The organism is Chitinophaga sancti, assembly GCF_034087045.1.
In the GTDB taxonomy this organism is placed as follows: Bacteria; Bacteroidota; Bacteroidia; order Chitinophagales; family Chitinophagaceae; genus Chitinophaga; species Chitinophaga sancti_B.
This window is the reverse complement of the sequence record NZ_CP139247.1, coordinates 6,139,599-6,163,402: the sequence shown is the minus strand read 5'-3', so window position 1 is coordinate 6,163,402 and position 23,804 is coordinate 6,139,599. Positions and strand designations below refer to the sequence as shown.

The following is a 23,804-nucleotide window of genomic DNA, read 5'->3' as shown; positions in this document are numbered from 1 at the left end:
TATGTTAGAACTACTACATCGTTATTGGGAAGCGACAAATTACCTGGCAGCCTGCCAGATATATTTACAGGCAAACCCGTTATTAAAAGAACCATTAAAAGCGGAACATATTAAGCCCAGATTATTGGGGCATTGGGGCACTTCGCCCGGCCTGAATTTTATTTATGTACACCTGAATAGACTGATCCGGCAAACAGAGGCGAGTATCATTTATATCTGTGGCCCGGGACATGGTGCGCCGGCATTGCTCGCGAATACATACCTGGAAGGTACGTATTCAGAGATCTATCCGCATATTACACAGGATGAGGCAGGGTTGAATTTATTCTTCAGACAGTTCTCCACACCGGGAGGTATACCCAGTCACGTGAGCGCACATACGCCCGGGTCCATACATGAGGGTGGAGAGCTGGGGTATTCGCTGGCACATGCTTTTGGGGCCGTGTTTGATCATCCTGATCTGATAGCGGTATGCGTGGTGGGAGATGGAGAAGCAGAGACAGGCCCATTGGCAGGTAGCTGGAAGTCGATAGAATTTCTGAATCCCAAAAGAGATGGAGCGGTGTTGCCTATTCTGCACCTGAATGGATATAAGATATCAGGACCTACAGTGATGGCAAGGATGTCTGATGGGGCATTGGCCGATTTATTTGCAGGGCATGGATATGAGGCTTTGTTTGTGGAGGGAGATGATCCGATGGAGATGCATAATTTGATGGCAGGGGCCTTAGATCTGGCATATGCACAGATCAGGGCGATACAAAATTCTTCGCAGGAGAAGCATTGGCCAATGATCATTCTGCGTACACCAAAGGGGTGGACCGGGCCAAAGGAGTGGAAAGGAAAAGCAATCGAAGGCACCTTCAGAGCACACCAGGTGCCATTGACAGATGTGAAAAAAGATCCTGCGCAACTGGCATTATTAGAAGAATGGTTACGGAGCTATGATCCATCAACTTTATTTGATGCGAATGGCAAATTGATTGATTCATTGGCAGAACTGCCTCCATCAGGAGAGAAGCGCATGAGTGCGATACCATATGCAAATGGAGGCAAGTTATTAGAGGATTTACATCTGCCTGATTTTCGCAGGTATGCATTGCCGGTAGTAAAACCGGGAATGACTACGGGAGAGGCGACAGTAGAGGCAGGAAAGTTACTGAGAGATATTTTTTTAGCAAATAACAACTTCCGGTTATTTTGTCCGGACGAAACGAATTCAAACAGGCTGGGAGCGGTGTTTGAAGTAACCAACCGGATGACGGCAGAGACGATCCTGCCGGATGATGATCATCTTTCTCATGATGGAAAAGTGATGGAAGTATTGAGTGAACACCTGTGTCAGGGATGGCTGGAGGGGTACCTGCTCTCAGGCAGACATGGGATATTCCCCTGTTATGAAGCGTTCATAACGATCATTGATTCTATGTTCAACCAGCATGCAAAGTGGCTGAAGACCTGCCGGGAATTGCCGTGGCGGCAACCGGTGGCATCATTGAATTATTTACTGACATCACATAGCTGGCGACAGGATCATAATGGGTATAGTCATCAGGGGCCAGGGTTTATAGATACAGTGGTGAATAAGAAGAGCCATGTGATCAGGATCTATTTACCACCGGATGCAAATTGTTTATTGTCAGTATTGGATCATTGTCTTCGCAGTCGTGATTATGTAAACCTGATTGTAGCGGGTAAGCAACCAGAATTGCAGTGGCTGGATATGGATTCGGCCATACAGCATTGTACACATGGTGCTTCGGTGTGGGAATGGGCGGGGAATGGTGATGATGGAGCGCCGGATGTGGTATTGGGTTGTGCGGGAGATGTACCTACATTGGAAACGGTGGCGGCAGCGTGGTTGTTGAGAAAGCATTTGCCATCGTTGAAAGTGAGGGTGGTGAATGTGGTTGACCTGATGGCATTGTCTCCAAAGGCAAGTCATCCGCATGGTATGGAGTCGGAGCGGTTCACTGATTTATTTACAGATACACAGCCAGTGATATTTGCATTCCATGGGTATGTGAGGATCATACATGACCTGGTGCATGGAAGGCCGGATCCGGTAAGATTTCATGTGAGAGGGTTTATGGAAGAGGGAACAACGACAACACCGTTTGATATGGTGGTGTTGAATAATATGAGCAGGTATCATCTGGCGATGGAGGCGATCAGGCGGGTGCCCGGTTTGGACGGGGATGCGGTGATTGATTTGTTTAAAAATAAATTAACGGAGCATGATGCATATATAAGGGAGCATTTAGAAGACATGCCCGAGATAACAAACTGGAAATGGAGTGATTAAAATGAGATATCCTTAATGTATAGCAAAGGTATAGTGAACCTATAGCGTAGCTTCATTTCCATAAGTACACCATAAGTACACCATAAGTACATTAAAAGCTCACTTGTATATCAAATCGATATTGAGGTGCACTTATAGTGAAGTATTAATACTCATTTGGTAACGAAGTTGCACTATAGTTCGGTAGAAGGTTATAATATTGTCTATGTAACCTCAAAATTGTTTGTTATGGCGCTAGTAAAGGACAACATACTCCTCCAACTCGTCCGTGGTACACTCGGCGATCAACTCACTATTTACGAACGAAATGGCCAGATTATCATGGCCAAGAAACGTGGCCCGTCAAAGAAAAAGCCGACAAAGAAGCAGCTGGAAGCCAGGTATAAGATGACCATTGCAGCAGCTTATGCGCAGGCGATTATAAAAGATCCTGCACTGAAAGCGTATTATAAATCACTGGCAGGACCGGGCCAGAATGCTTATAATATGGCGGTAAAGGATGCTTATAAATCTCCGGAGATACAGCAGATCAGGTTCGAAGAGACAGATGTGGTGGTAACTGCAAAGGATGAATTCAGGGTAGCAGAGGTGGAAGTACGGGTACATGATGCGGCGGGTACTATGCTGGAACGTGGAAAGGCGGTTTTAGGCAGGAATGGCGTGGATTGGTATTATAAGGCAGGGAGTTTGCCATCAGGCGGCAAAGTAGTTGCTGTGGCGGTAGATTTGGCCGGGAATGAAACGTTGAAAGAGGCGAGGTTGGAATAAACAAGGGTTTTGGTTGGAATTATCATTGGCTACTTAACTTTTATAAATATAGATTTTCTTTTATTAATTTTGTTCCTTTAATCACTCACTGTAGTAGCCTAATCTATGAAAACCAATGCTCTTCTCATTCTTTCCCTCACCCTGCTTTTTGCCTGCAGCAAGAAAGATGACACAACAACAACCAGCACGAACAACGGTAAAAAAGGTGCCTGCTTTAGCACCTATACCACAGACGGTACCTGGAACGGAAACATTGTAAAACTGAAAGCCAACTGGTTCTATACCTGGGGTACAGATGCGCCCCTGGATGTTGCACCACAAAATGCTGAATTTGTAACTATGTTCTGGGGCTCAGGCAATGTTACAGACGCAAACATTGCTTATGTCAACAACCTGAAAGCGCAGGGGAAAGTTAAGTACATCCTTGGTTTCAATGAACCAGATCTTTCTGACCAATCCAACATGACGGTGGCAAAAGCCCTGGAACTCTGGCCTAAACTGGAAAGCATCGGTTTACCACTGGGTAGTCCTGCTGCTGCATGGCCTACACAGAAATGGATATACGATTTTCTCGATTCCTGTATCGTGAAGAATTATCGTGTAGATTTCATTTGTGTACATATGTATGTAGGATTGGATGATACACATTTTGTATCTGTATTGTCTGATTTGTACAACAAGTACCATAAGCCTATCTGGATCACCGAGTTCGCTACAGTAGATGACAATGCAAATACTGTAGAAGGAAATATGTATACCCCTGACCAGGTGCTGGGCTTTATGCAGCGTTTATTACCAAAGCTGGATTCATTGCCTTATGTACAGCGTTATTCATGGTTTTCCAGTTCACCAACGAGTGCACGGTTATGGCCGTCTTCTTTGATAGATGCAGGTGGAAATTTGACGACGTTGGGGAAATGGTATGCGGATCATGAGCCGAATAATAATATTAAAGCAGCGCAATAGTATATTTTTCAGTTTCAGGATGGGCGTCATCGCAAAGGTGGCGCCTTTTTTTTGTATTGAGTTAAAATGATGGATTTTTAGCTACCCGCCCTACACATCACATCCTGCAATTGCCAATACACCTGCGGCGATATGCCTACATAATGCGTAAAATCTTTAATCAGATGGCTCTGATCATAATACCCGCATTCCTCTATCACCTCAAACCAATCCGGCGTCTTTCCGGGTACCAGCATCCCGATGGCCTTTTGAAACCGCTGATACCTGTTTACCTCTTTCGAACTGAACCCTAAATACTTTTTATAATTCAGCTGTATCGTTCTTTCACTTTGCGCGGTCTTCACCGCAATTTGTTTCGGGTTATCATTAAAACCATTCTCAATAATATTTGCTGCTGCCGGATCCCGCTCACAAAGATACAACCCCGAAAAATCCAATAATTTCTCCACCTGCAAAGCAGGATCTTCAATTACATTCAACTCCTGCCAAAGATCAGCAAAACAATGTGTCTGAATTAACTTATCCGGATCAGTCAAATAATGTTGTAAAGGTTTTCCAAAAAAACGATAAAATGCATCATCTTTAAAATTCGCCACCAATATCTTACTCCCGGCAGGCATGGTATATTTCATAGACAGTTTAACCGGGCCAAGCACGAGTGTTTTCTCAATGGCCTGGAACTGCTCATTCCCATATTTCAAGGGTACCGGCGGTCCAAAATTGAATACCATGATAGACTGAAAAGCAGGTAACAAATGCTTCTCCACCGGAACCCTGCTAAGATTCGCAGCATAGTAAAAGTGAGAGAAAACCTGTTCCCATGTGGGCGGAACAGCAATCCGCATGCTGATATATTCCTGCATAATTTTTTAAAGGTCCGCTTATGTTTTTAAAGACCCGCTTATGTATTAGAATAAGCGGGTCTTTAAATTTACATATTTATTTTGAAGGACTCCCATCCTCCAGCGGTTGCCCTGTTACAAGTCATGGGTTGTAACCCATCCTCACTGGAAATATACATTCCATTATTCCCTTTCAATGAAATACTCCCATCTGCATTCGTCACCCAGTCAAACTGTTCCCACACGCCAATCGCAGTGCGATTACAGGTGATAGGCTGTAATCCATTTTCAGAAGAGACATACAGATTACCATACTTCAAAGCAATCTTTCCATTTCCTGCATCAACTACCAAAAACTGTTCCCAGCCTCCGGCAGCCGTGCGATTACAATTCATTGCCTGTGTGCCGTTTTCGCTACTTACATACAGGTTGTTAGATCCTTTCAAAGTGATCGTCATTCCCACCGGGTTATTCGCCGTACCACCAGGTACCGTTGGCGTTTGCCTGATAGCAGTCAGGGTGATCAGGCCTTTCAGCATCCTGCCACCATCACCTGTCAATCTTAAATAATAATCAGCGGAGCAGGCTACACCATCTTCATCCAGCGTAACAAAACCGGATCCTGCAGGAACAAAGGCCGCACTTTCTGCTGTCTTTGCAATCTGGTTACCTTCATTGTATTCGTCAAACATAGAGATATAAATTCCCTGGCAACCTACACGGATCATATTATAAAACTGTCTCCACATAAAGTCGCCATGCGCGCGTTGTTTTTCCTGCAGATCACCGGGCAATACACAGGGTTGATAATCTATACCATTCGCATTGCAATATGCCTGATCCGGCGTATTTACATTGGTGAAGAAATTGTCGGACTCTCCTGCGTTTCCAATTCTTCCTACCATCCATGGAGAAAGCATATTGAATGCTTTGTAAGTGTTCAGGAACGCAGGTCTTGAGTCACTATTCTCTTCCCGCCAGTGGGTGGGCACGCCGCCAATTACATAACAACCCTGGGCCTTAAACCAGTTAATCACTTCCAGGCAAATAGCTGCAGACCATGGATGATTGTCATCATTAAATCCAAATCCCCAGATACAAACAACTGGTTTATCATTCTGTCTGGCATAAGCGGAAGACGTAGTGTAGGCAGACATCTTAGCCAGCCAGTCAGCTTTGATTTCAGTCTGCATATTAGTCCAGCCGCTTACATCGTACATAATGTAAAACTTTCGTCCATAAGCTTCAGCAGCGCGTTTTACCTTTGCGGTGACAGAATCGCGGATAGGACCTTCCTGTCCGTTCGGGTTGAAACGTTGCAGGGCGGCAGCATCGATGTCATTTTCCTGCATCCAGCGAAAATGTGTGTTCACAGTCTGGTCGGTGTAGGAAGAAAACAGGGTTGCCGGCGAACCATTGCCCAATGCGGGCCATCTGGTTTGAAAGGTGCTGGAATAATCCCTGACATCCGGCCAGGACTTAATACCGTTGTTGGCAGAGGAGGGTGTTTGGGCCCAGTCCTGCGTCCAGTGCCACCATGCATTGATAGGAGAGCCATCTCCGGTACAGGCGAACCAACCCTGGTACCCCACGACAATTTTACCTACTACATCTCCGGCAGGAGAGGCATTGGTGACGGATAATCCACTGGTTTTTAAAGTAATGGAGGATTCTCGTTTGTTACAACCGAAGCATAGCAGTAACAGTGCTGCCCATAGCAGCATAGGCATGGATTTCATGGTTTTTCAGATTTTATGGTGAGGGAAATTCTGCTACATGGTTATTTATACGGAGAATCGTGGATATTATTTTGCTTTCAATAACCAGGTGTCACGAAACATGAGTGCTTCCAGAGATGTTGAAATTGTTGGAATGCGAGTTGGAGCTGGTGGTTCCTGATGGAAAGGTAAGGCGATTTTCGTAATTGTCAATATGAATTGGAGCGGGTGTTGTTTGAATTTTTATGTGATTTTATTTTTTATTTCCAATACATTCGTATATTCGTAATAACCACTGCAGCATTAATGTTAACCACTATCCGTGCTGCATTACAGACCATATTCTTTATAAAGAATATCAACCAAAACAGTAACAATTAAGCCTATATCATGAAGTTTGTTACCACGGTAATAATATTATTATTACATCTGTCGGGCTTAGCACAAATAAATGTAAATGTTTATGCTCACCTGACGCAATTTAGCTCAATTGGCACATTGTCACTCGACAAAACCATGTCATTGGGTTCATCCTTATTTTCTGTAACAGGAGGCGTTGTATACAAGGCAACAGTCAATCATATACCACCATTTTCGCTATATCGGGATGATGTAAGAATAGGAAATATAAGCAGCAGTAGTATATATCCCATAAGTCCTGTCAGAGGGGAATTACAATTCTATGGAGATGTAAGTAGTACGGGGTATTTCTCCGTAAGATATGTATATGAGATGGCAGCGCCACAGCAGGTAAGCGCAAGTGTATCGTCCACTACACAAACTTGTGCTAATACTGCCATCACACTGCGTTCAATTGATAACTGGCCTTTATTTAGTGATAATATTCTGAGTACAAGCGTGATATGGGAATATAATCTGAATGGCTCGTCTGCGTGGGTGGGATTGGATTCAGCATCAGCAGGGTTTAGTTTTTCTTTTATACCGTCGATGCATATGCCGGTTACAGGGATTATAAATGCACGTTTTCGTTGTCGCATCAGGGCAGAATACACGGATAAGGTATATTATTCCCCTTATAGTACACCTTCAGATTTTTATACGATCATACCGGCTCCTCCTGTATTAAATAAGGCGAGTGCAATAGTGATTTCGCCTGCATGTGCAGGTATGGCAAATGGTAAGATTTACCTTCCCGGAAGTGCGCTTACCAGTACAGATCCTTTCATGTATTGGTTATTGCGCCCTGGCAATGTCACCACTCCCTGTACTACAAATTGTGGTGATCTGGTAGACTGGAGTAATGGCGCAGACAGTTTAGCAAAAGGCGTATTTATAAAAGGTATACCGGCTGGTACATATACATTATGGTTAATTAATTCCGGGGGAAATTCAGGTAATTGTTTAACCCCGATCAATATAGCAGTTCCTGAAATGCCGGCACTTTCATTAGCCGTTAGATCAGTAACGCATATTGCCTGCCATGGTGCAAAAGATGGTATCATCAGTGTACAGGCCACAAGGGGCGGAGGTTATATTTATTCCTTAAAAACGCCTGCAGGAGAAGTGATCAATAATACAACGGGTTACTGGGCAGATTTGTCCGCTGGTACCTATCAGGCAATGGTCAGTGATACATTTTGTAATGATGTAAAGGTTGTGAGTATTACGCTCATGGAGCCACCTGCTATTGTTAGTACCATCAATTTGTCTGGCGCTACCTGTAATCTTCCTCCTGATGGCAGGGTTGACATCACTGCACCCGGGGGGATCATTGGTCTGTACAATGAAGCAGGCGTAATACAACCTTCCTTTTCCGGATTGGCGGCAGGAAACTATACAATCAGGATATCTGATAGTAGCCAGTCTTCCTGTCCTTCGTGGGATACCAGCATAACATTGACAGCTCCTCCACCGCTTTCATTACAATTAACAAAAAATGACGCTGTCAGTTGCCATGGGGCCAATGACGGCCATTTACAGGTAACAGGCAATGGGCATCTTTTCCAACTTACAGGCCCGGTACAAATGACGAATACAACAGGAGACTTTGATCACCTGCCTGCGGGAGAATACACTGTGCAGGTAAGGAGAAATAATACCTCCTGCAATGATGTCCTGTCCCGTCAATATACAATTGATGAGCGTCCGCCATTACAGGTCAGCATACAAACGACACCTATTACCTGCTACAATGCTGCCAATGGGTACATGGAAGCCCACGTAACAGGTGGAACAGGGGCTTATTATTACACGTGGGAAAAGTTAGGGCAACCGAACTGGTTTGCCATCGGGTCGTTGGTAGAAGAGGTCACACCCGGTGCTTACAATGTAACGATTACAGATAATGGATGTAGCATGACTTCGGATACAGTCGTATTGACGAATCCTTTGCCACTCGCTATATCTGAAGTACATATCCGGGAAGCAATATGTCTTGAAGATGGGGCCGCATTTGAAATCACGGCTTCCGGCGGAGATGGCCAATATACTTATGAATACTCCTGGGATCATGGGGAAATTTATTCCCCGTTGGAACAAATCCATACCCCGGGAGAATATGATATAAGAGTAAGTGATGGAAATGGATGTATGGCCTGGGCAACGGATACCTATACGATCAGTTTACCTGATAGCCTGTATTTAATGGCCGTATTAACAAATATTACCTGTAGGGGGAATGATGAAGGGCGAATCGATATTACAGCTTCCGGCAATGCGTATTCGCTTTCCTATAGCCTTGATAGTATTGATTGGCAGGAATCACCCGTCTTTGATAGGTTGTTAGCAGGTGAATACACCGTGTATGTAATGGACGATCGGGGGTGTAACAAATCCTTACCAGTCGAATTGCTGGAAGACAACCTTCGCCCGCCGCTTGATATTACAATAACAGGTATCCAAAATGTTTATTGCGGAGCAGATACAACTGGCAGCATCCGTTTTATCACTTCCGGCGGCGAGGCGCCTTATCAATATTCTTTGGATGATAGCCACTGGGAGACTGCCCCTTATTTCTCCGGATTATCAGCTGGTACGTACACAATTTATGCAAAGGATAAGTATGGCTGTCCGGCAAAATATCCTGCTGTAATAACAGCCGAAGATCCTGCAATACAAATAGCAGCGGTCATTAAACCCGTTCAGTGTTATGGTTTACCAACAGGTGAATTGAATATAGCAGTCACAGGAGGTGATGGCGTTTATCAATATGCGTGGTTAGAGTCTTCTTTATCTACTAATAACCTGACCCATTTAAGAGCAGGGGAGTATCACTTGTCTGTATTGGATGGGAGAGGTTGTCATCAATCAGGATCGTATATAGTGCCACAGCCTTTTCCGTTAACAATGCAGGTAAGCGCTGTACCCGTTTGTGACGGCCTCCGGGATGGCATAATAAACATTTTTGCTGATGGCGGTGTTCGCAACTATGCCTATTCCCCTGGAGATGCGAACTGGACAGACGATTCAGTATTCACACAACTCGGACCTGGAGATTATACGGTTGTAGTAAAAGATGCCAATGACTGCCTGGTGGAAGAAAAAATAACATTGTCTAAGAAGAACACACAGCCAACGGTCAATTTTCTCGTCGTCTCCCAGGATAATGTATCAGATACGCTTGCCGTCCGGGAAATCTGTCTTCCTGCCCCTGACGCTGTCAACTGGGAATTCTCCCCGGCAGCAGAATGGCTGGGCAATGATCCCTTTGACGCACCATTGATCCGATTTAACCACCAGGGAGACTACTGGATAAAAATGTATGCCACCTTCGGTAGTTGTACTTACACCTTACAAAAAGAGGTCAACATCCTGCCGTTCGATCCGCTGGCCATTCCAGTATATCAACTACCATCCAGCATAATAGATACAGTCATCATTTCTCCCAATCCCAATAACGGCTACTTTAAATTTAAAGTGCTTTTAAATAGAAAGCAATCAGCCACCATCACCGTCTACGACCTGAATGGCCGGTTAATAGACAGGAAACAATATTCACCTGTACTTATCATAGAGGACAACTTTGACCTGAAAAATGTTCTTGCCGGTATGTACCTGCTAAGGGTGCTAACCGAAAATGACAGCAAAGATGTGCCATTCATAATCAGCCAATTCTAGTAAGGGAATTTGGAACAACGGCCGGTAACTGCCGGCCACCATCTCCCCAAAATACCAGCAGATGAAAAGCCTACAGTATTTAATCATCTTATTGTTTTCCTATACATGCACCTTGCAGGCGCAGGACTACCCTGTTACTGCAAGTACACAAATTATACCTCCCTACAGTTTATTTCTTCCGGATTATTATTCCGGAGGAAGCGAAAAATTGCGGGTTATACTTTTACAACGGGATCTCACCCAACCGGGTTATGAAATCAGTCTGCAAATGACGGTAGAGCGGAATGGTACAGTGATCATGCGTTCTTCACCTTCTTTTCATCCATCATCCATCACTATAAATGCCGGTGTTCCCATTATTATCAGCGGTGCTGCGCTGGCAGATTATTTTTTAGCGGACAATATTCTCTTCAGTGGGGGCTACAGCCGTGAAGAATATGAACGTACGCGGTCATTGCCAGAAGGTTCTTACCGCCTTACCTTTCAGGCGTATGACTCCCATCGTCCTGGCATACAAATAAGTAATGCGATTGCCAGTGTATTTTTCTTACAAAAGAGCGACCCGCCAATATTGAATCTGCCCATTTGTGGTAGCCGTGTAGAAAGACGGGATCCTCAATTTCTTACATTCAACTGGTCAATCCGAAATACCAGCCAGGCAAATACGGCCTATATTTTCTCTCTTTATGAAATAAAACCTGCAGGCAGTATCCCGGATTATATCATTCGCAGTACCCGGCCGCTTTACACCATTACGACGGACAATACGACAATTCTGTATGGCCCTTCAGAACCCGCACTGATTGACAGCATGCAATATGTGTGGATCGTGCAGGCAATAGACAAAGATGGGAAAGACCTGTATAGCAACCAGGGATATAGCCAAAGTTGTACATTCACCTATCTTGGTACCAATCCATTCGAACATTTTGAAAAGCCGGTTTTATATGGCACTGTTCAGGGTGAACGGCAGCTCCGCTACCATTGGCCACTCAATGCAGTAGATGCGTACCGGCTCCAATACAGGGCAGTCGCAAAAGATAACATCACCTACGATTGGCAAACAGTAGAATTTACGGCTGATAGTACTGTTCTCATCAATAGTCTTGAGCCGGAGAGGGAATATGAAGCTCATCTTCAATGGAAACTATCTGGTGTCTATAGCAGCTTCAGTGACCTCTTAACACTCAAAACAGCCGCATTACAGCATATCGCCTGCGGAGACGCCGGTTTATTGTCCCTGCCAACCAATAAACAGGTGCAAGCTACCCTTATGGTAGGTAATATCATTCGCATTGGCCATTACGAAGTCATCCTGACCTCATTGACTAATGGGCGTATCATTACCCCTGGTTTGGGCTTTGGCCTGGAAGTCTATTTAAACGATGTAGTTGTCAATACTGATTTTGTAGCTATCAGTGGAGAAATGCATGCCGTTACCAAAGGGATCGATCAATTTATCAAAGCAGCTGTGGATGCGCAGCATGGTGGTGATGATATGGGCAAAGTAAAAACAGGTGACCTGGTCGCCGATATCAACACCCGCTTACACCTTTTTACCAAAGAAGCCATCGTATTAGATACCACTTCCCACACAATCACCTTCACCGATAGTGAAGATGGCACCACTCAAACCATTCACTATACAGCTCTTCCTTTGCTAATCGAAGATGCGAATGGAAATATTTACCAGATCACCCAGCAGGGTGCGGTCAACTATGTGGGCAAGCGGGATAACGCCTTAGCGGCCAATCTTGATAACCTCCAGCTCAGTACCGGCAGGATTGAATTCGCTGCGGGCAAAGATAACAAATACGCTTTCGATGCCTTTCACGCGGATTATCCATCCAGCTATGAATCATTAGCAAATGGGCAATACCATGTCAGTGCCAAAGCCATCATACCTGGTGCGCAGGAAACAATCATTGCTAATCGCCCAGATACCGCGTCGATTGTATTCATAACCAGAAAAGGAATTATCTACCCGTCTACGTGTACAGACGGCACGTGCAAGGTCACAATCACTGGTGGACCTGCAGGAGATGCACAGGAATTATTTGCTATCCGTCCCGATGGCACCAGTATTGGGAAGTTACTAATAGCCAGCTATCCTTCCCTACAAAAAAGGGTGGTTTTAATCCCCATCGGGGAACACGTTATCATCCCCGAAAAGGCCATTTCTCAAACCCTTGCAACAGTCTATGGAAATATAGGGATATCGTACACGCTTGAAACAGACAACAGTTTTAAAGATAACATGGCGTGGGACCTGAACAAAGATGGTGTATTGCAGGATAGCAAAAGTGCACTGCTCAGCAATAGTTTCACGGGCGAAGAAAAGGCTATGAAAAAGGCATATACCCAATCTCACAGGATATCTGATGATGCGGTGTACTTATTCATGGTCAATGAAGCCGCGCGCGAAGATGCTGGTCTGCTTGGAAAAATGCCCCGCCAGAGTCAGTTCAGTTTTGTATTCATAAAGAATGGCACCGACGCCGAAATAGCCCGCACAGTGGCCCATGAAATAGGGCATGGAGATTATACATTAGAGCATGCTGTCAGTCCATCCAATAATGTGATGACATCAGGTACGGGGCTGGCATTATATAAATTCCAATGGGACATTGTGCATGACCCGGGCAGTGTATGGGGCATCTTTGAAGAGGATGCCGGTAGTGAACTAACAAAAGGGCTTTCCTTATACAAATGCTTACAAAAAGAAGCCCGGGCTGGCTGTACATCTTCGGTCTATTATGCGCCGGATAGTACTGTCGTGCAGTTACCTGCTGGCGCAGTGCCACTTTCTGTTTTTTATCAGGACTTCAGTAAAAGTAGTCCAGCGATGGCTGGTTCACTCAATAGTTTTGAATATGGGGGAAAGGAATACAACGCAATCTATTTTGTCAGCACGGGGAGGTTTAAGGGGTATAGTTATGATAAGTACGATACATCGGCTTATATCTATAGCCGTTCTAAACAGGTGGGTGACAATGTGAACATGATCGAGGCTGGCAAAGAGATTTACACCTGTGCTGTAAAGGTTAACAACGTTCTTTATGCTAACGATGGTTGTTTGTGCCAGGATAATAAATATACACAGCAGTACAACCGCCTGATGCTGCAGGTAATTGGTTCAGATGAACCTGAAGTACAGGCAGAAATAGCTGCAATCTGTAAAACGATCATCTCTCTTCCGGAGGATGTACTGGCAACAAATGATGAATTATTTAATTGCTATTATGACAATCCTGAACTCTATTATATAGATTGGAAAGAATCTCCCGATGTGCTCTCATTTGAGCAACTGAAGCAGATGCATCAGCAATTGAAGGAGCTGGACAGTAGTATTCAATTATTGAAGCGGTGTGAATTTACGAATGGGAGTGATATAGTGAAGTTCATTAACGCCCATTTTGTAATTGTGGGTACTAAGACGTCTTACTTAACCCGTGCGCAATTTGCAGATCTTACACCCGAAGTTCGGGCATGTCTAATCACTAAGTTACTGAAAGATGATTACGGACAGCGTTGGTCGGTAAGCAGTGGCGGCTTCGGTGGTCAGAATATCATGCTTGAGATAATAAGGAACTGTGGTGGTACGGCAGCGTTACATGAGGTGATAAAACGATTAGAGCAGGAGCATGTATTGTATACGCTTTTATCAGATACTTATGATTATCTCTATTTCTCCAAAGGCAATTTTACGCAGCTATGCAATGCGATAACAGTCGCCTGGTTAAATGAAGAGAAGCCTGGTAATGATATGGGATTGATACAGGGATTAGCCACTGAAAAAAGGTGGTTGGTATTTGACAATGGCTACCTTACTGCCAGTAATCAGGAAGATTTCAAGGATAGAGAGCAAAAGATTAGTTTGGAAACCAGGGAAGGGGTGGGGGCGTATTTGAAAGTCATATTATCGGGATTGGATGCGGGGGCTTTATTTTCGGATTATGCAGAAGGGAATCCATTTACAGGGAAGTTTAATCCATTGGATTACCTGATAGTAATTCCAAAACGGGATGTCAGTGCATTTGGTACAACGTTGGAGCAGGGGGTGCCGTATATATTACCGGCGATTTCGGTATATGGGTTATTTAAGCAGGATACAAAGGCAGCGGCGGAAACATTTGGGGCTTTGGTATTGAATACGGGGTTGTGTGCAATTGGGATGGAGGGGTTGATGGAGGCGGGGGTGGTGAAGACGGGGGTGGAGATGTTGAATGTGAGTCTGACGAGTTTTGTTACTTATGCGAATGTTGCTCCGGAGATGAATCAGGATCATCCGGAATTGGTGAAGTATACGAATTATTTGGCGATGGTTTATATGGTGGGGAGTTTGACGGTAGGGAGTGTGAAGGCGATACGGAATGCGAGGGTGAATGTTCCGGCGGAGATGATGGCGGGGAGGTATGTGGGGGATGCGGGGGAGATTGAGAAGCTGGCAGTTATTGTGGCAGAAGAGCAGGAGAAGAAGTTAGAAGCGTATTTGGGAAATCTGAATGATGATAAAATCTATATAGTGGTAAAAAGTGAAGGTAATTCTTATAGTATAATTAATAATGGTGTAAAAATCACTTTAAATAATAATTCATTAATAAAGTATTTGGATGAAATGGTTATTTCTTCTGATAAGGAGATCGTGATACTTTCGAGCAGTGAATTAAATACAGCGCAAAAATTTTGTACTGTTTTCGATATGTCAATCATCGTGAATGATGGTTGGGTTAAAATTTATGATAATGGAGTGATTGAAGCTGAGGAGGGATTTAGAAGGTTGTTTCCAGATGGTAGAGCATCGCAACCGGTGAGAATAGGGAAAGAAGGAACTCCGGGGAATTTGGTATTATTACTAGGTAAGGATGTGGATTTGGAGGTGTTGGTAAAGAATATTATTTCAATAATAAAGAAAAGAATAGCTGGTTCGTTCATCAAAGACCATGAATTTAATATCCCGATGAAAGATGTCGAAGCAATGGTAAAAAGAGGGGTAAGAATAGGACTTAATGACGAGGAGATAGCGGATATTATTTATAATGGTTGTAGAATGGATAAAAGGTATACAGCAGATGAGCTTATTGAACAAATGATGGTATGGAACCAAATTAAAATGAAAGGGTATCCTGATTTGTTTCATAGTAAAAAGGATATGGAGGAATTTGGTGATTTATTAAAGGAACTAGCGAAAGAGTGGGGACTTCCGGCAGAGGATGTTTATTTGCAGGGGAGTGTATTAATGATGAAAAAAGCAAAAGACATAGATGTTGCAATAAAAGTTGGAAAGGCAGAATATGATGCCATTTGCGATAGATACAGAGCAAATTTAATTAACCCCGATTTGGTTGAGGAATTAGGAAATAGTGGACGCATTTCTGGTAGCCTATTGCGGAATACCTCAGAAAAAACTGCAAGGTCCTTTTCTGCTCAATTTCAGGATAGATTTAAAATAAAGTATGGGCAGGATGAACTTAAGAAATTGATAGTTAACGTACACGTATCAATAATTCAAATTGATGGAAGGTTAGATGTATCACCCTATATAAAAATTAAATAAATGAATTATCAGTATTTTACGACGTTTTGTTTTTTGAACAAAAAAACGGAGATTACGAAAGAGTCAATTTCTTCCCGAAAAGTATATTATAGATTTTATTTTGATCCTGAAATTTTAACGGAAGTGGGAGAACGTTACTTAAACGGTAAGTTCGATCAGGTCTTCTATAAGGAAGGAAACATAGAATTAATTAAAAAGCACCACCGGGCAATTTTTCCAGAGAACCCTGATTTTAATATTATTCAGTGTCTAACTGAATTTACTATACTATTAAAAATTTATAAGCATGAAATTTTTAGTGGCGCGGAAATCTTCAATTACAATAATAATTATGAACAAATTGAGAATCTAATATTTGATAATACTTTTCAGTTGCAAGAATTTAACTCCACTTTAAAGGAGAATGGCATTCTTAAAAAGAAAATATTTCTTGCATATGATTGGCGGATTTTGGAGGACTACTAAAAAATCCCCTCCCGCCTGTAACATTCCCCCTTCCCCCCACACTAACTAAAAAAAACAATCACCTAAAAACCAAACTTTGCCCACCGAAAATGACTTCCTCTCCCTCCTGGATACCCACAAAGGCATCCTCCACAAGATCTCCAAAATGTACATGGAATCTCCTGAAGACCAGCAGGACCTCTTTCAGGAAATCATTTACCAACTTTGGAAAAGCTACTCCTCCTTTTCCCACCAAAGCAAATTTTCCACCTGGATGTACCGTGTCGCCGTAAACACCGCCATCACCTTCTTTAAAAAAGAAAAGAGAAAACCGCTCACCACCTCTTCAATCCCGGACAACCTCCCAATTGAAGAAAACGAAGCGATCTCCCAGGAACTAAAGCTATCTCACTTCTACAAAGCGGTACAGCAATTGGAAAAGATAGAAAAGGCCTTAATCTTTTATCATCTTGAAAACTACACCCACAAGGAAATAAGCCTCCAGCTAGGTATCAGTGAAGTAAACGCCAGGGTAAAGTTAAACAGAGCAAAAAATAAACTAAAAGAACTCATAAAAAATCAAGGATATGAATTTTGACGACATCCAGGCTGCCTGGAATCAGGAAGGCAATGAAAACATTCAATTACCAAACGCCCTCAGCGATCTTAAGGGCAAGAATTCTCCTGTAAAGAAAATAAGAAGTACCATGCGTACAGAGTTGATCTTTCAATTATTTGGAATGATCGTAGTAGGCTTTTCCCCTCAAATGTTGGGTCTTCATAGCAACTTTCAGCTGGCTTTTTATATGACTTATGGTTTTCTGGTCATCATTTCAATCTATTATATGATCCGGTTTTACTTCTTTTACAACCGTCTTTATAATTACACACTCAACTCAAAAGACAGTCTTTACAGCTTGTATTACGATATAAAAGTAAATATAGAGATGTATAGGTCTTTCAATTATGCCCTGATACCAATTTTAGTGATAATGACTTTCCTGTATTTGGTAGCGAAAATTCCTTTAGCCTCCCTGATGGATCAAAGCCACCTGCTTACTTTAGGAGTTATCATTCTGGCGATATCTACAATAATAGTATATGGATTTTTGGAATTTGGAATAAGACTTAGCTATGGGAGGTATCTTAAAGAGATTGGTTCTGTCCTGGATCAGTTAAAGGAATAATGGAAGCTGTCTCTACGGGGGTATCCGCTAACAGGAAGGGAGGTGTGCAAATGGAGGTTTTTATTGGTTTGAGCGCGTTTTTAGCATGAGCAGATTTGGTAACTGGTTGAATATCAGTTTTGTTATGACTTGTTTGTCCTTGCCGACAATCTTTGGCAATGGCTTATACTTCAACAGGAAACTAATTAATAGATTGCATCTGTGAAGGCATTAATTGGGTAACAGTTATTGTTTAATTAATTGCTTATTAATAAGTTATGGTTTGTGTCCAGGCCTTTGGAATTAACCGGCCGTACCTGTTACTTTACCTGATTATTCATTAATTGATTAAACTCATGGAACCGGACCGGCATTCATTGCCGAAGGTTATTCCTTCAATTGGTTATTTTCTAATGTATGATGTCTGAAAGTATCTTATTAATGCTTTTCCCTCAGCCAACGCAATTCTAAAACAAACTTTGCTGCGTCCCCGCATTCAGCGGCGTATCATTCCCCAACGGTGGCAACGCCTGCCATTCCCAAGGCGTATCCTTCTCCTTATGATCAGGCCGCAGCTTCGCTCCACGAATCGTATATACCGTACTATAACTCAATTCATCCACGGGTATCTCATAATTCAACACCTCCCGCACCCCAGCCTCAGACAACTCCGGATCAATCCACTGTTTCGCCATCTCATGATGAACAAAAAGCGGCATCCGATGCTTATTCTCCCCACTATTATGTATCTGGGCCATCAACTCATTCGCCGGACGCGTAATCAAAGTGTACGTACCTGCCTGGAATAACTCACCTGTAGCAGTATCAACCTCCGTACTCTCCTGATATAATCCCGGCAAAAAGAACAAAGGCATCCCCTTCATTTGCACCAGATAAGGCACCTTATTCTTCCACCCATTTATCTGCCGGTGCTCAAAAATCCCGCTCACCGGAATCAGGCAACGGTTATTCCGGATCCTATACCAATAAGACTTATGGTCATCCAGTATCCGCTCACTTCTGGCATTTATCATCCCGGACCGCCTTGCCTTCCTTTCCTTCGGATCTTTTACATACAAAGGCGTCACACCCCATTCCATATTTGTCAGCTGTGGAGCCCCATCCTTGGTATTAATTACATAATACAAAGGAAGCGCATGGCCTTCCACATGAATAAGCGCATCACTGTTCAATTCCATTTGCCTGTTATCCTGAAGATTAGGAAAGATATCAAGCGTTAGTTGAATATTCGTATGAAAAGAGACATCGTAACACATAAAGGATCATTTGATAATATCATAAAAAGGCACTTCCAGCCGTTGTGTGCCCGTATTGATAATAGCCATCACACGGCCATAATGGAGGTAAAAGTTTATATCCACACCCTTATCTCTGTCAGGTTTTAGCTGTGTCTGGCTACGGATATATTTCCGAACATCTTCAGCATAAACCTTTTGCATCTGCTTTGCCCAGTTTTTGTTTTTCAGAGAGTCGATATAAACCTGATAAGTTGAACCAGGTGCCAACAACGCCAACAGCTTATCCCGTTGTGCGGGTATGGACAAATCTACCGATTTACCTTCATTAGGCAATAGATTCGCTAAATGATCAGCGGCATCTTCGGGATAACTATATCTTGTCGCCATAAAACCAGCTCCATTGGTGATCCCTGTCCATTGAAACCGCTGTACGACTAAAATTGGTTGCCCCATCAGCAGCAATTGCTGAATTCTTTCTACAGTGAGTGGCTCAAAAGGATTGTATTGCTGTATGAGTGCCATTGTACAAAATTGCGCATTTTCAGGATAAAATCAATTTGAAGTGTTTTCGGCAGAAAAAGATTGAACGTATCATTTCCTAAAAAATAACTGGAAGATTAAAACTGACAGGCGATATTTAAAGTAAATCACGCGGATTAAATAAAACACTCACTTGTAAGAACACACAATTTCAATGTTAAATATTCATCTGTGAAATGTATTGGAATAGAAATTGACTATGTTTACGAAATCAACGTAAAAACCTTTTATATGCCCGGTCATAGCGGATTCTATCAGTTTTATATTGTGTTTCTTCAGATGAAGAATGACAATATACCTTTCAAAGAAATAGTGGCAAGGTTGAAACTCGTGCCAGCGGATATTCTTGACGATTGGAATAATAAATATGATATTGAACACCCTTGTATTGATCTGGAACATTACATGAGTGTTGAGATTTCACCGGAGGATAACCATGTTGGTCAATATCAAAAGTTCAATTTTGATAATACACTGGATGCACTTAGATATGAACTTGATGAGTTGCTAAATGAAACGGCCCAAGGAATGCATGATACGACTGCCGGTACTGATGATGAAGTTTTTTTGATTATGTTAGAGGAGACTACTTTGTTCTTTCACCGCTATTTGACAAGTATCACCATTACGCCTATATCAGCGAATAACTACTGGATAGGTTTTTCGCTCAATGAATCGTCAGGGGATCTAATCAGGCAAGCAAAGAAAGTTATTCATTTTTATATGAAATGGATTTTTACTAAAAGGATGCAGGTTGCGTTTAGCTGGAATTAATTGGTTGAAACTCATAATGACTATATAATTGAATCGTGTGCATTTTCAAAATACCTGCCTTATTGATCTGAGGAAGATTAGTAAGGCGATTTTCTTTTTACCAGAATAATTCTTAAATTCAATAACAATCCATTGTTATGAAGTCAGGTCTTAGTCGTTATTTCCACGAACCTTTGCTGCATAGTCTAAAGATAGCATCGCCACCGTGATGGAAGCAGAAGTGAGAAGGATTGCAGCAGGGTAAATAATTAGATCTGGCAGTCTGGTGCAAAAAACGACATGATAAAAAACTATCGAAGAACAAAAGATAGCATCGCCACCGTTATAGAAGTAGAAGAGTGAGAAGTTTGCACACAAATATTCCTGCACAGTCACAAGCCACCATCGCCACTATTATTATTGAAGAAGTGGCAGGAGAATTGCAGCAGGGTCACTAATTGAACAGAACAGTATGAGAACAATACCTATCATTTGCCTGATCGTACTCTTTGCAGCCTGTAGACCTACTGCCAAAGAGGAGTCTCCTGTCCAACTATTTCCAGGGCTTTTTGAAGACGTACAATCAGCACATATTTTCCCGGATAGCAAAACTTTTGCAGATGCTATCCCAAAGAAGACACCCGGCGAGATAATGACTGATTACAGAAGACAAAAACAACATTCCTCTTTCCGGCTGACTGATTTTGTAAATGACCATTTTACAATTCCGGCACCTGCTGCGGCTAATTATATGACTGATACCACACAGGATGTGTCTGCGCATATCCGTTCATTATGGAAGGTGTTGCAACGTACGCCTGATAAGCAGGAGACGGGTGGCTCGCTCATCCCTTTGCCACATCCGTACATCGTACCCGGTGGAAGATTCAGGGAAGTATATTACTGGGATAGTTACTTCACCATGCTCGGTCTGAAAGAAGACGGTGATACAGCTCAAATTGATAATATCATCAAGAACTTTGTATGGCTAATTGAGAACCATGGTAGTATTCCCAATGGCAATCGTACCTATTACCTGACACGTTCACAGCCGCCTTTCTTTTCATTGATGCTGGAACTGGATAATCGTCCCGTTTCATTTTACCTGGATGCTTTGCAGAAAGAATATGATTTCTGGATGCATTCCGCACAAAAGGAAACGGATGAACATGTGGTATACCTGCCAGACGGACATATATTGAACAGGTATTTTGATAAAGGAACATGGCCACGGGAAGAAGCATGGACGGAGGACATTCAGACTGCTCAACGGCCTTTCAATAATAAATCCAAAGAAACAGTTTACAGGGAGTTGCGCTCCGGTGCTGAAACCGGCTGGGATTTTAGTAGCCGATGGTTTGAAGATGGACATTCGTTGAAAACGATTCATGTGACGGATATTGTGCCTGTGGATCTGAATTGTTTAATGTATCACCTGGAAATGACATTGGCAGCAGCTTATCGTGAAAAAGGGAATACTTCAAAAGCTGCAGAATTTGAAAAAGCGGCGAAGCAAAGAGCGGAAGATATCATTAAATATTGCTGGGATGATAGCAAGGGATGGTTCATGGATTATGATTTCAGGAAGAATGCCCAGACGGGAATACCAAGTCTTGCTGGCATATACCCATTGTTTTTTGGCATTGCTTCGCCGGCACAGGCGGATAAGATGGTGAGGGAATTGCAGGAGGAATTTTTGCAACCTGGTGGATTGGTGGCAACGCCGATAGAGACAGGGCAGCAATGGGATGCGCCGAATGGATGGGCACCTCTGCATTGGATGGCGATTGCAGGTTTGATGAAATATCATAAGGATACGTTGGCGGGAGAGATTGCTTCAAGATGGTCGCATTTGAATATTAAGACCTTTAGGGCGACAGGAAAATTGTTGGAGAAGTATAATGTGGTGGATACGACGCTTGCTGGTGGGGGAGGAGAGTATCCAAACCAGGATGGGTTTGGTTGGACGAATGGCGTGTTGTTGAAGATATTGCATTTGCAGGAGAGAGGGGAGTTAAAATATCCGTGAGATGTTATATAGGTAAAATTTGAAGTATTCGTGAGATGGTATTTAGTAAAAAGTAGATATGGAATTTATAACCATCCCCCCAAAAATATAAATTCAGATAGAGGGCAATACCAGCATTTGCCTGTTATTGCCCTCAAATAATACCAACCCCAACATCCGCCATCGTTGCCGGGAACGATTGCGTAAATAAATCCCCGCTCTCTTATTCACTTATCCTGTATTTAATTGTAAAATTGACATAGTTGCGCAGCTAAGATACCCTCATTTCTTAACCTCTTATTTCCTAGTTATGAAGATCAATCTGATGATTGCCCTATTGGTATTAGCATGTACCAGCTGTAGCAAAAACGAAGATCAGGTGAAGCTGCCTTCTCCTGTTTCCACTGCCGCTATCGGCGAAGTAACCGCCGCGGCTACCACTACAGTCACTACCGAAGCTGCTTTGAAAACAGCCGTAGCCAATGCTAAAGCAGGTGATGTCATCGCCATCAGCGGCACTATTAACCTGACCAGTACCCTACAATTACTCAATAGCGGTACTTCCAGTTCCAAGATCAATATTTATGGTGGAACACTTAATGCTGCCGGCGCTGGTAGTTGGGCAGTGAAAGTAAATGGTAGCTATTGGAATATCCAGAACATGCGTATTACCGGTGGACCCTCTTCCGGCATCGTATTCCAGTCAGGAGGCAATAATTACGTGAACAACATCACTTCTGATTACAATGGGAATACGGGTATACAGGTGTACAATGGCGCCTATAATGTAAGTATTAATAATTGTAATTCTAATCAGAACTATGATGTATCTGCCGGTGGTGAAGATGCAGATGGTTTTGCATGTAAGCTGTCAAGTGGTACTGGTAATTCATTTACCGGTTGCTATGCTTCTTACAATTCAGATGATGGATGGGATCTGTATGGTAATCCATCTCCTGTAAAGATCAGTGGTTGTACTGCGGAACATAATGGTAAAGGTTCTAATGGCGATGGTAATGGGTTTAAGTTGGGTAGCTCTGGTCAGAGCATTGCACATACTATTACAAACTGCGTGGCGAATTATAACTCTCCGGGTTGGGGTTTTACAAGGAATGGGAATGCGAAGGGAGTGATTATTTACAGTGGTTTGAGTGGGACAGGTAATGCTGCAGGGTTAAGTGATTTGTAATGTCTCAGTGATTTGTTGATTGAAAATAAGGTAGAAACTCGTTTTTGCTGTAATGTAAAAGCGAGTTTCTTATTTTAATGGATTGTATGAGTGATTTATTGAGTAAAAATAAATAAGAAACTCGCTTTTGCTGTAATGTAAAAGCGAGTTTCTTATTTTAATGGATTGTATGAGTGATTTATTGAGTAAAAATAAATAAGAAACTCGTATTT

The 23,804-nt window shown here is 42.7% G+C and carries 15 protein-coding genes; 11 read left to right on the top strand and 4 right to left on the bottom strand.

Going from position 1 to position 23,804, the window contains the following annotated elements:
* Position 1: 1 nt before the first annotated feature.
* The 3 genes from SIO70_RS24935 (at position 2) to SIO70_RS24925 (ending at position 4,039) form a co-directional block, all read left to right on the top strand.
* Positions 2-2,305, top strand: a complete 2,304-nt coding sequence (locus SIO70_RS24935) for a phosphoketolase family protein (protein ID WP_320575352.1) — start codon at positions 2-4, stop codon at positions 2,303-2,305.
* 228 nt (positions 2,306-2,533) lie between these two features.
* The gene (locus SIO70_RS24930) at positions 2,534-3,073 is read left to right on the top strand and encodes a hypothetical protein (protein WP_320575350.1); all 540 of its coding nucleotides are present in this window, start codon (positions 2,534-2,536) and stop codon (positions 3,071-3,073) included.
* A 105-nt stretch (positions 3,074-3,178) separates the two neighbouring features.
* Entirely contained in the window at positions 3,179-4,039 is an 861-nt protein-coding gene (locus SIO70_RS24925; protein ID WP_320575348.1) for a glycosyl hydrolase, read from the top strand.
* 77 nt (positions 4,040-4,116) lie between these two features.
* Here SIO70_RS24925 and SIO70_RS24920 read toward each other — a convergent pair whose 3' ends face one another.
* Positions 4,117-4,902 carry an AraC family transcriptional regulator gene (locus SIO70_RS24920; RefSeq protein ID WP_320575347.1) on the bottom strand — a complete coding sequence of 262 codons (786 nt, stop codon included), beginning with the start codon at positions 4,900-4,902 and terminating at the stop codon, positions 4,117-4,119.
* A 68-nt stretch (positions 4,903-4,970) separates the two neighbouring features.
* The gene (locus tag SIO70_RS24915; RefSeq protein ID WP_320575345.1) at positions 4,971-6,620 is read right to left on the bottom strand and encodes a lectin; all 1,650 of its coding nucleotides are present in this window, start codon (positions 6,618-6,620) and stop codon (positions 4,971-4,973) included.
* Positions 6,621-6,989: 369 nt separating this feature from the next.
* Between SIO70_RS24915 and SIO70_RS24910 the strand changes: the two genes are divergently transcribed.
* From SIO70_RS24910 to SIO70_RS24890, 5 genes are all read left to right on the top strand, one after another.
* Positions 6,990-10,676: a T9SS type A sorting domain-containing protein gene (locus tag SIO70_RS24910; protein ID WP_320575343.1), complete on the top strand. Its 3,687-nt coding sequence runs from the start codon at positions 6,990-6,992 to the stop codon at positions 10,674-10,676.
* Between the two features lie 61 nt (positions 10,677-10,737).
* Positions 10,738-16,233, top strand: a complete 5,496-nt coding sequence (locus SIO70_RS24905; RefSeq protein WP_320575341.1) for a hypothetical protein — start codon at positions 10,738-10,740, stop codon at positions 16,231-16,233.
* A complete protein-coding gene (locus SIO70_RS24900; protein ID WP_320575339.1) occupies positions 16,234-16,698 on the top strand; it encodes a hypothetical protein in 465 nt (154 codons plus the stop codon).
* A gap of 76 nt (positions 16,699-16,774) precedes the next feature.
* Positions 16,775-17,275: a sigma-70 family RNA polymerase sigma factor gene (locus SIO70_RS24895; RefSeq protein WP_320575337.1), complete on the top strand. Its 501-nt coding sequence runs from the start codon at positions 16,775-16,777 to the stop codon at positions 17,273-17,275.
* A complete protein-coding gene (locus tag SIO70_RS24890) occupies positions 17,265-17,864 on the top strand; it encodes a hypothetical protein (protein ID WP_320575335.1) in 600 nt (199 codons plus the stop codon). The genes SIO70_RS24895 and SIO70_RS24890 overlap by 11 nt, the downstream gene beginning before the upstream one ends.
* Positions 17,865-18,310: 446 nt before the next feature.
* Here the strand turns inward: SIO70_RS24890 and SIO70_RS24885 are convergent, their stop codons facing one another.
* Both SIO70_RS24885 and SIO70_RS24880 read right to left on the bottom strand, forming a co-directional pair.
* A complete protein-coding gene (locus tag SIO70_RS24885; RefSeq protein WP_320575333.1) occupies positions 18,311-19,120 on the bottom strand; it encodes an SOS response-associated peptidase in 810 nt (269 codons plus the stop codon).
* Positions 19,121-19,126: 6 nt separating this feature from the next.
* The gene (locus SIO70_RS24880; RefSeq protein ID WP_320575331.1) at positions 19,127-19,624 is read right to left on the bottom strand and encodes a hypothetical protein; all 498 of its coding nucleotides are present in this window, start codon (positions 19,622-19,624) and stop codon (positions 19,127-19,129) included.
* 189 nt (positions 19,625-19,813) lie between these two features.
* Between SIO70_RS24880 and SIO70_RS24875 the strand changes: the two genes are divergently transcribed.
* From SIO70_RS24875 to SIO70_RS24865, 3 genes are all read left to right on the top strand, one after another.
* On the top strand, positions 19,814-20,416 hold the full coding sequence (locus SIO70_RS24875) for a hypothetical protein (RefSeq protein ID WP_320575329.1): 603 nt from the start codon (positions 19,814-19,816) through the stop codon (positions 20,414-20,416).
* 451 nt (positions 20,417-20,867) lie between these two features.
* A complete protein-coding gene (gene treF / locus SIO70_RS24870; protein ID WP_320575327.1) occupies positions 20,868-22,424 on the top strand; it encodes an alpha,alpha-trehalase TreF in 1,557 nt (518 codons plus the stop codon).
* A 289-nt stretch (positions 22,425-22,713) separates the two neighbouring features.
* Positions 22,714-23,592 (top strand): right-handed parallel beta-helix repeat-containing protein, encoded by an 879-nt coding sequence (locus tag SIO70_RS24865; protein WP_320575325.1) that lies wholly within the window; start codon positions 22,714-22,716, stop codon positions 23,590-23,592.
* Positions 23,593-23,804: the final 212 nt, after the last annotated feature.

Bases quoted from the DNA above. Each gene is read 5' to 3' on its own strand.
- SIO70_RS24905 (WP_320575341.1), top strand. From the start codon at position 10,738: ATGAAAAGCCTACAGTATTTAATCATCTTATTGTTTTCCTATACATGC.
- SIO70_RS24925 (WP_320575348.1), top strand. From the start codon at position 3,179: ATGAAAACCAATGCTCTTCTCATTCTTTCCCTCACCCTGCTTTTTGCC.
- SIO70_RS24880 (WP_320575331.1), bottom strand. From the start codon at position 19,624: ATGGCACTCATACAGCAATACAATCCTTTTGAGCCACTCACTGTAGAA.
- SIO70_RS24910 (WP_320575343.1), top strand. From the start codon at position 6,990: ATGAAGTTTGTTACCACGGTAATAATATTATTATTACATCTGTCGGGC.
- SIO70_RS24935 (WP_320575352.1), top strand. From the start codon at position 2: ATGTTAGAACTACTACATCGTTATTGGGAAGCGACAAATTACCTGGCA.
- SIO70_RS24915 (WP_320575345.1), bottom strand. From the start codon at position 6,620: ATGAAATCCATGCCTATGCTGCTATGGGCAGCACTGTTACTGCTATGC.
- treF (WP_320575327.1), top strand. From the start codon at position 20,868: ATGAGAACAATACCTATCATTTGCCTGATCGTACTCTTTGCAGCCTGT.
- SIO70_RS24930 (WP_320575350.1), top strand. From the start codon at position 2,534: ATGGCGCTAGTAAAGGACAACATACTCCTCCAACTCGTCCGTGGTACA.
- SIO70_RS24890 (WP_320575335.1), top strand. From the start codon at position 17,265: ATGAATTTTGACGACATCCAGGCTGCCTGGAATCAGGAAGGCAATGAA.
- SIO70_RS24885 (WP_320575333.1), bottom strand. From the start codon at position 19,120: ATGTGTTACGATGTCTCTTTTCATACGAATATTCAACTAACGCTTGAT.
- SIO70_RS24865 (WP_320575325.1), top strand. From the start codon at position 22,714: ATGAAGATCAATCTGATGATTGCCCTATTGGTATTAGCATGTACCAGC.
- SIO70_RS24920 (WP_320575347.1), bottom strand. From the start codon at position 4,902: ATGCAGGAATATATCAGCATGCGGATTGCTGTTCCGCCCACATGGGAA.
- SIO70_RS24900 (WP_320575339.1), top strand. From the start codon at position 16,234: ATGAATTATCAGTATTTTACGACGTTTTGTTTTTTGAACAAAAAAACG.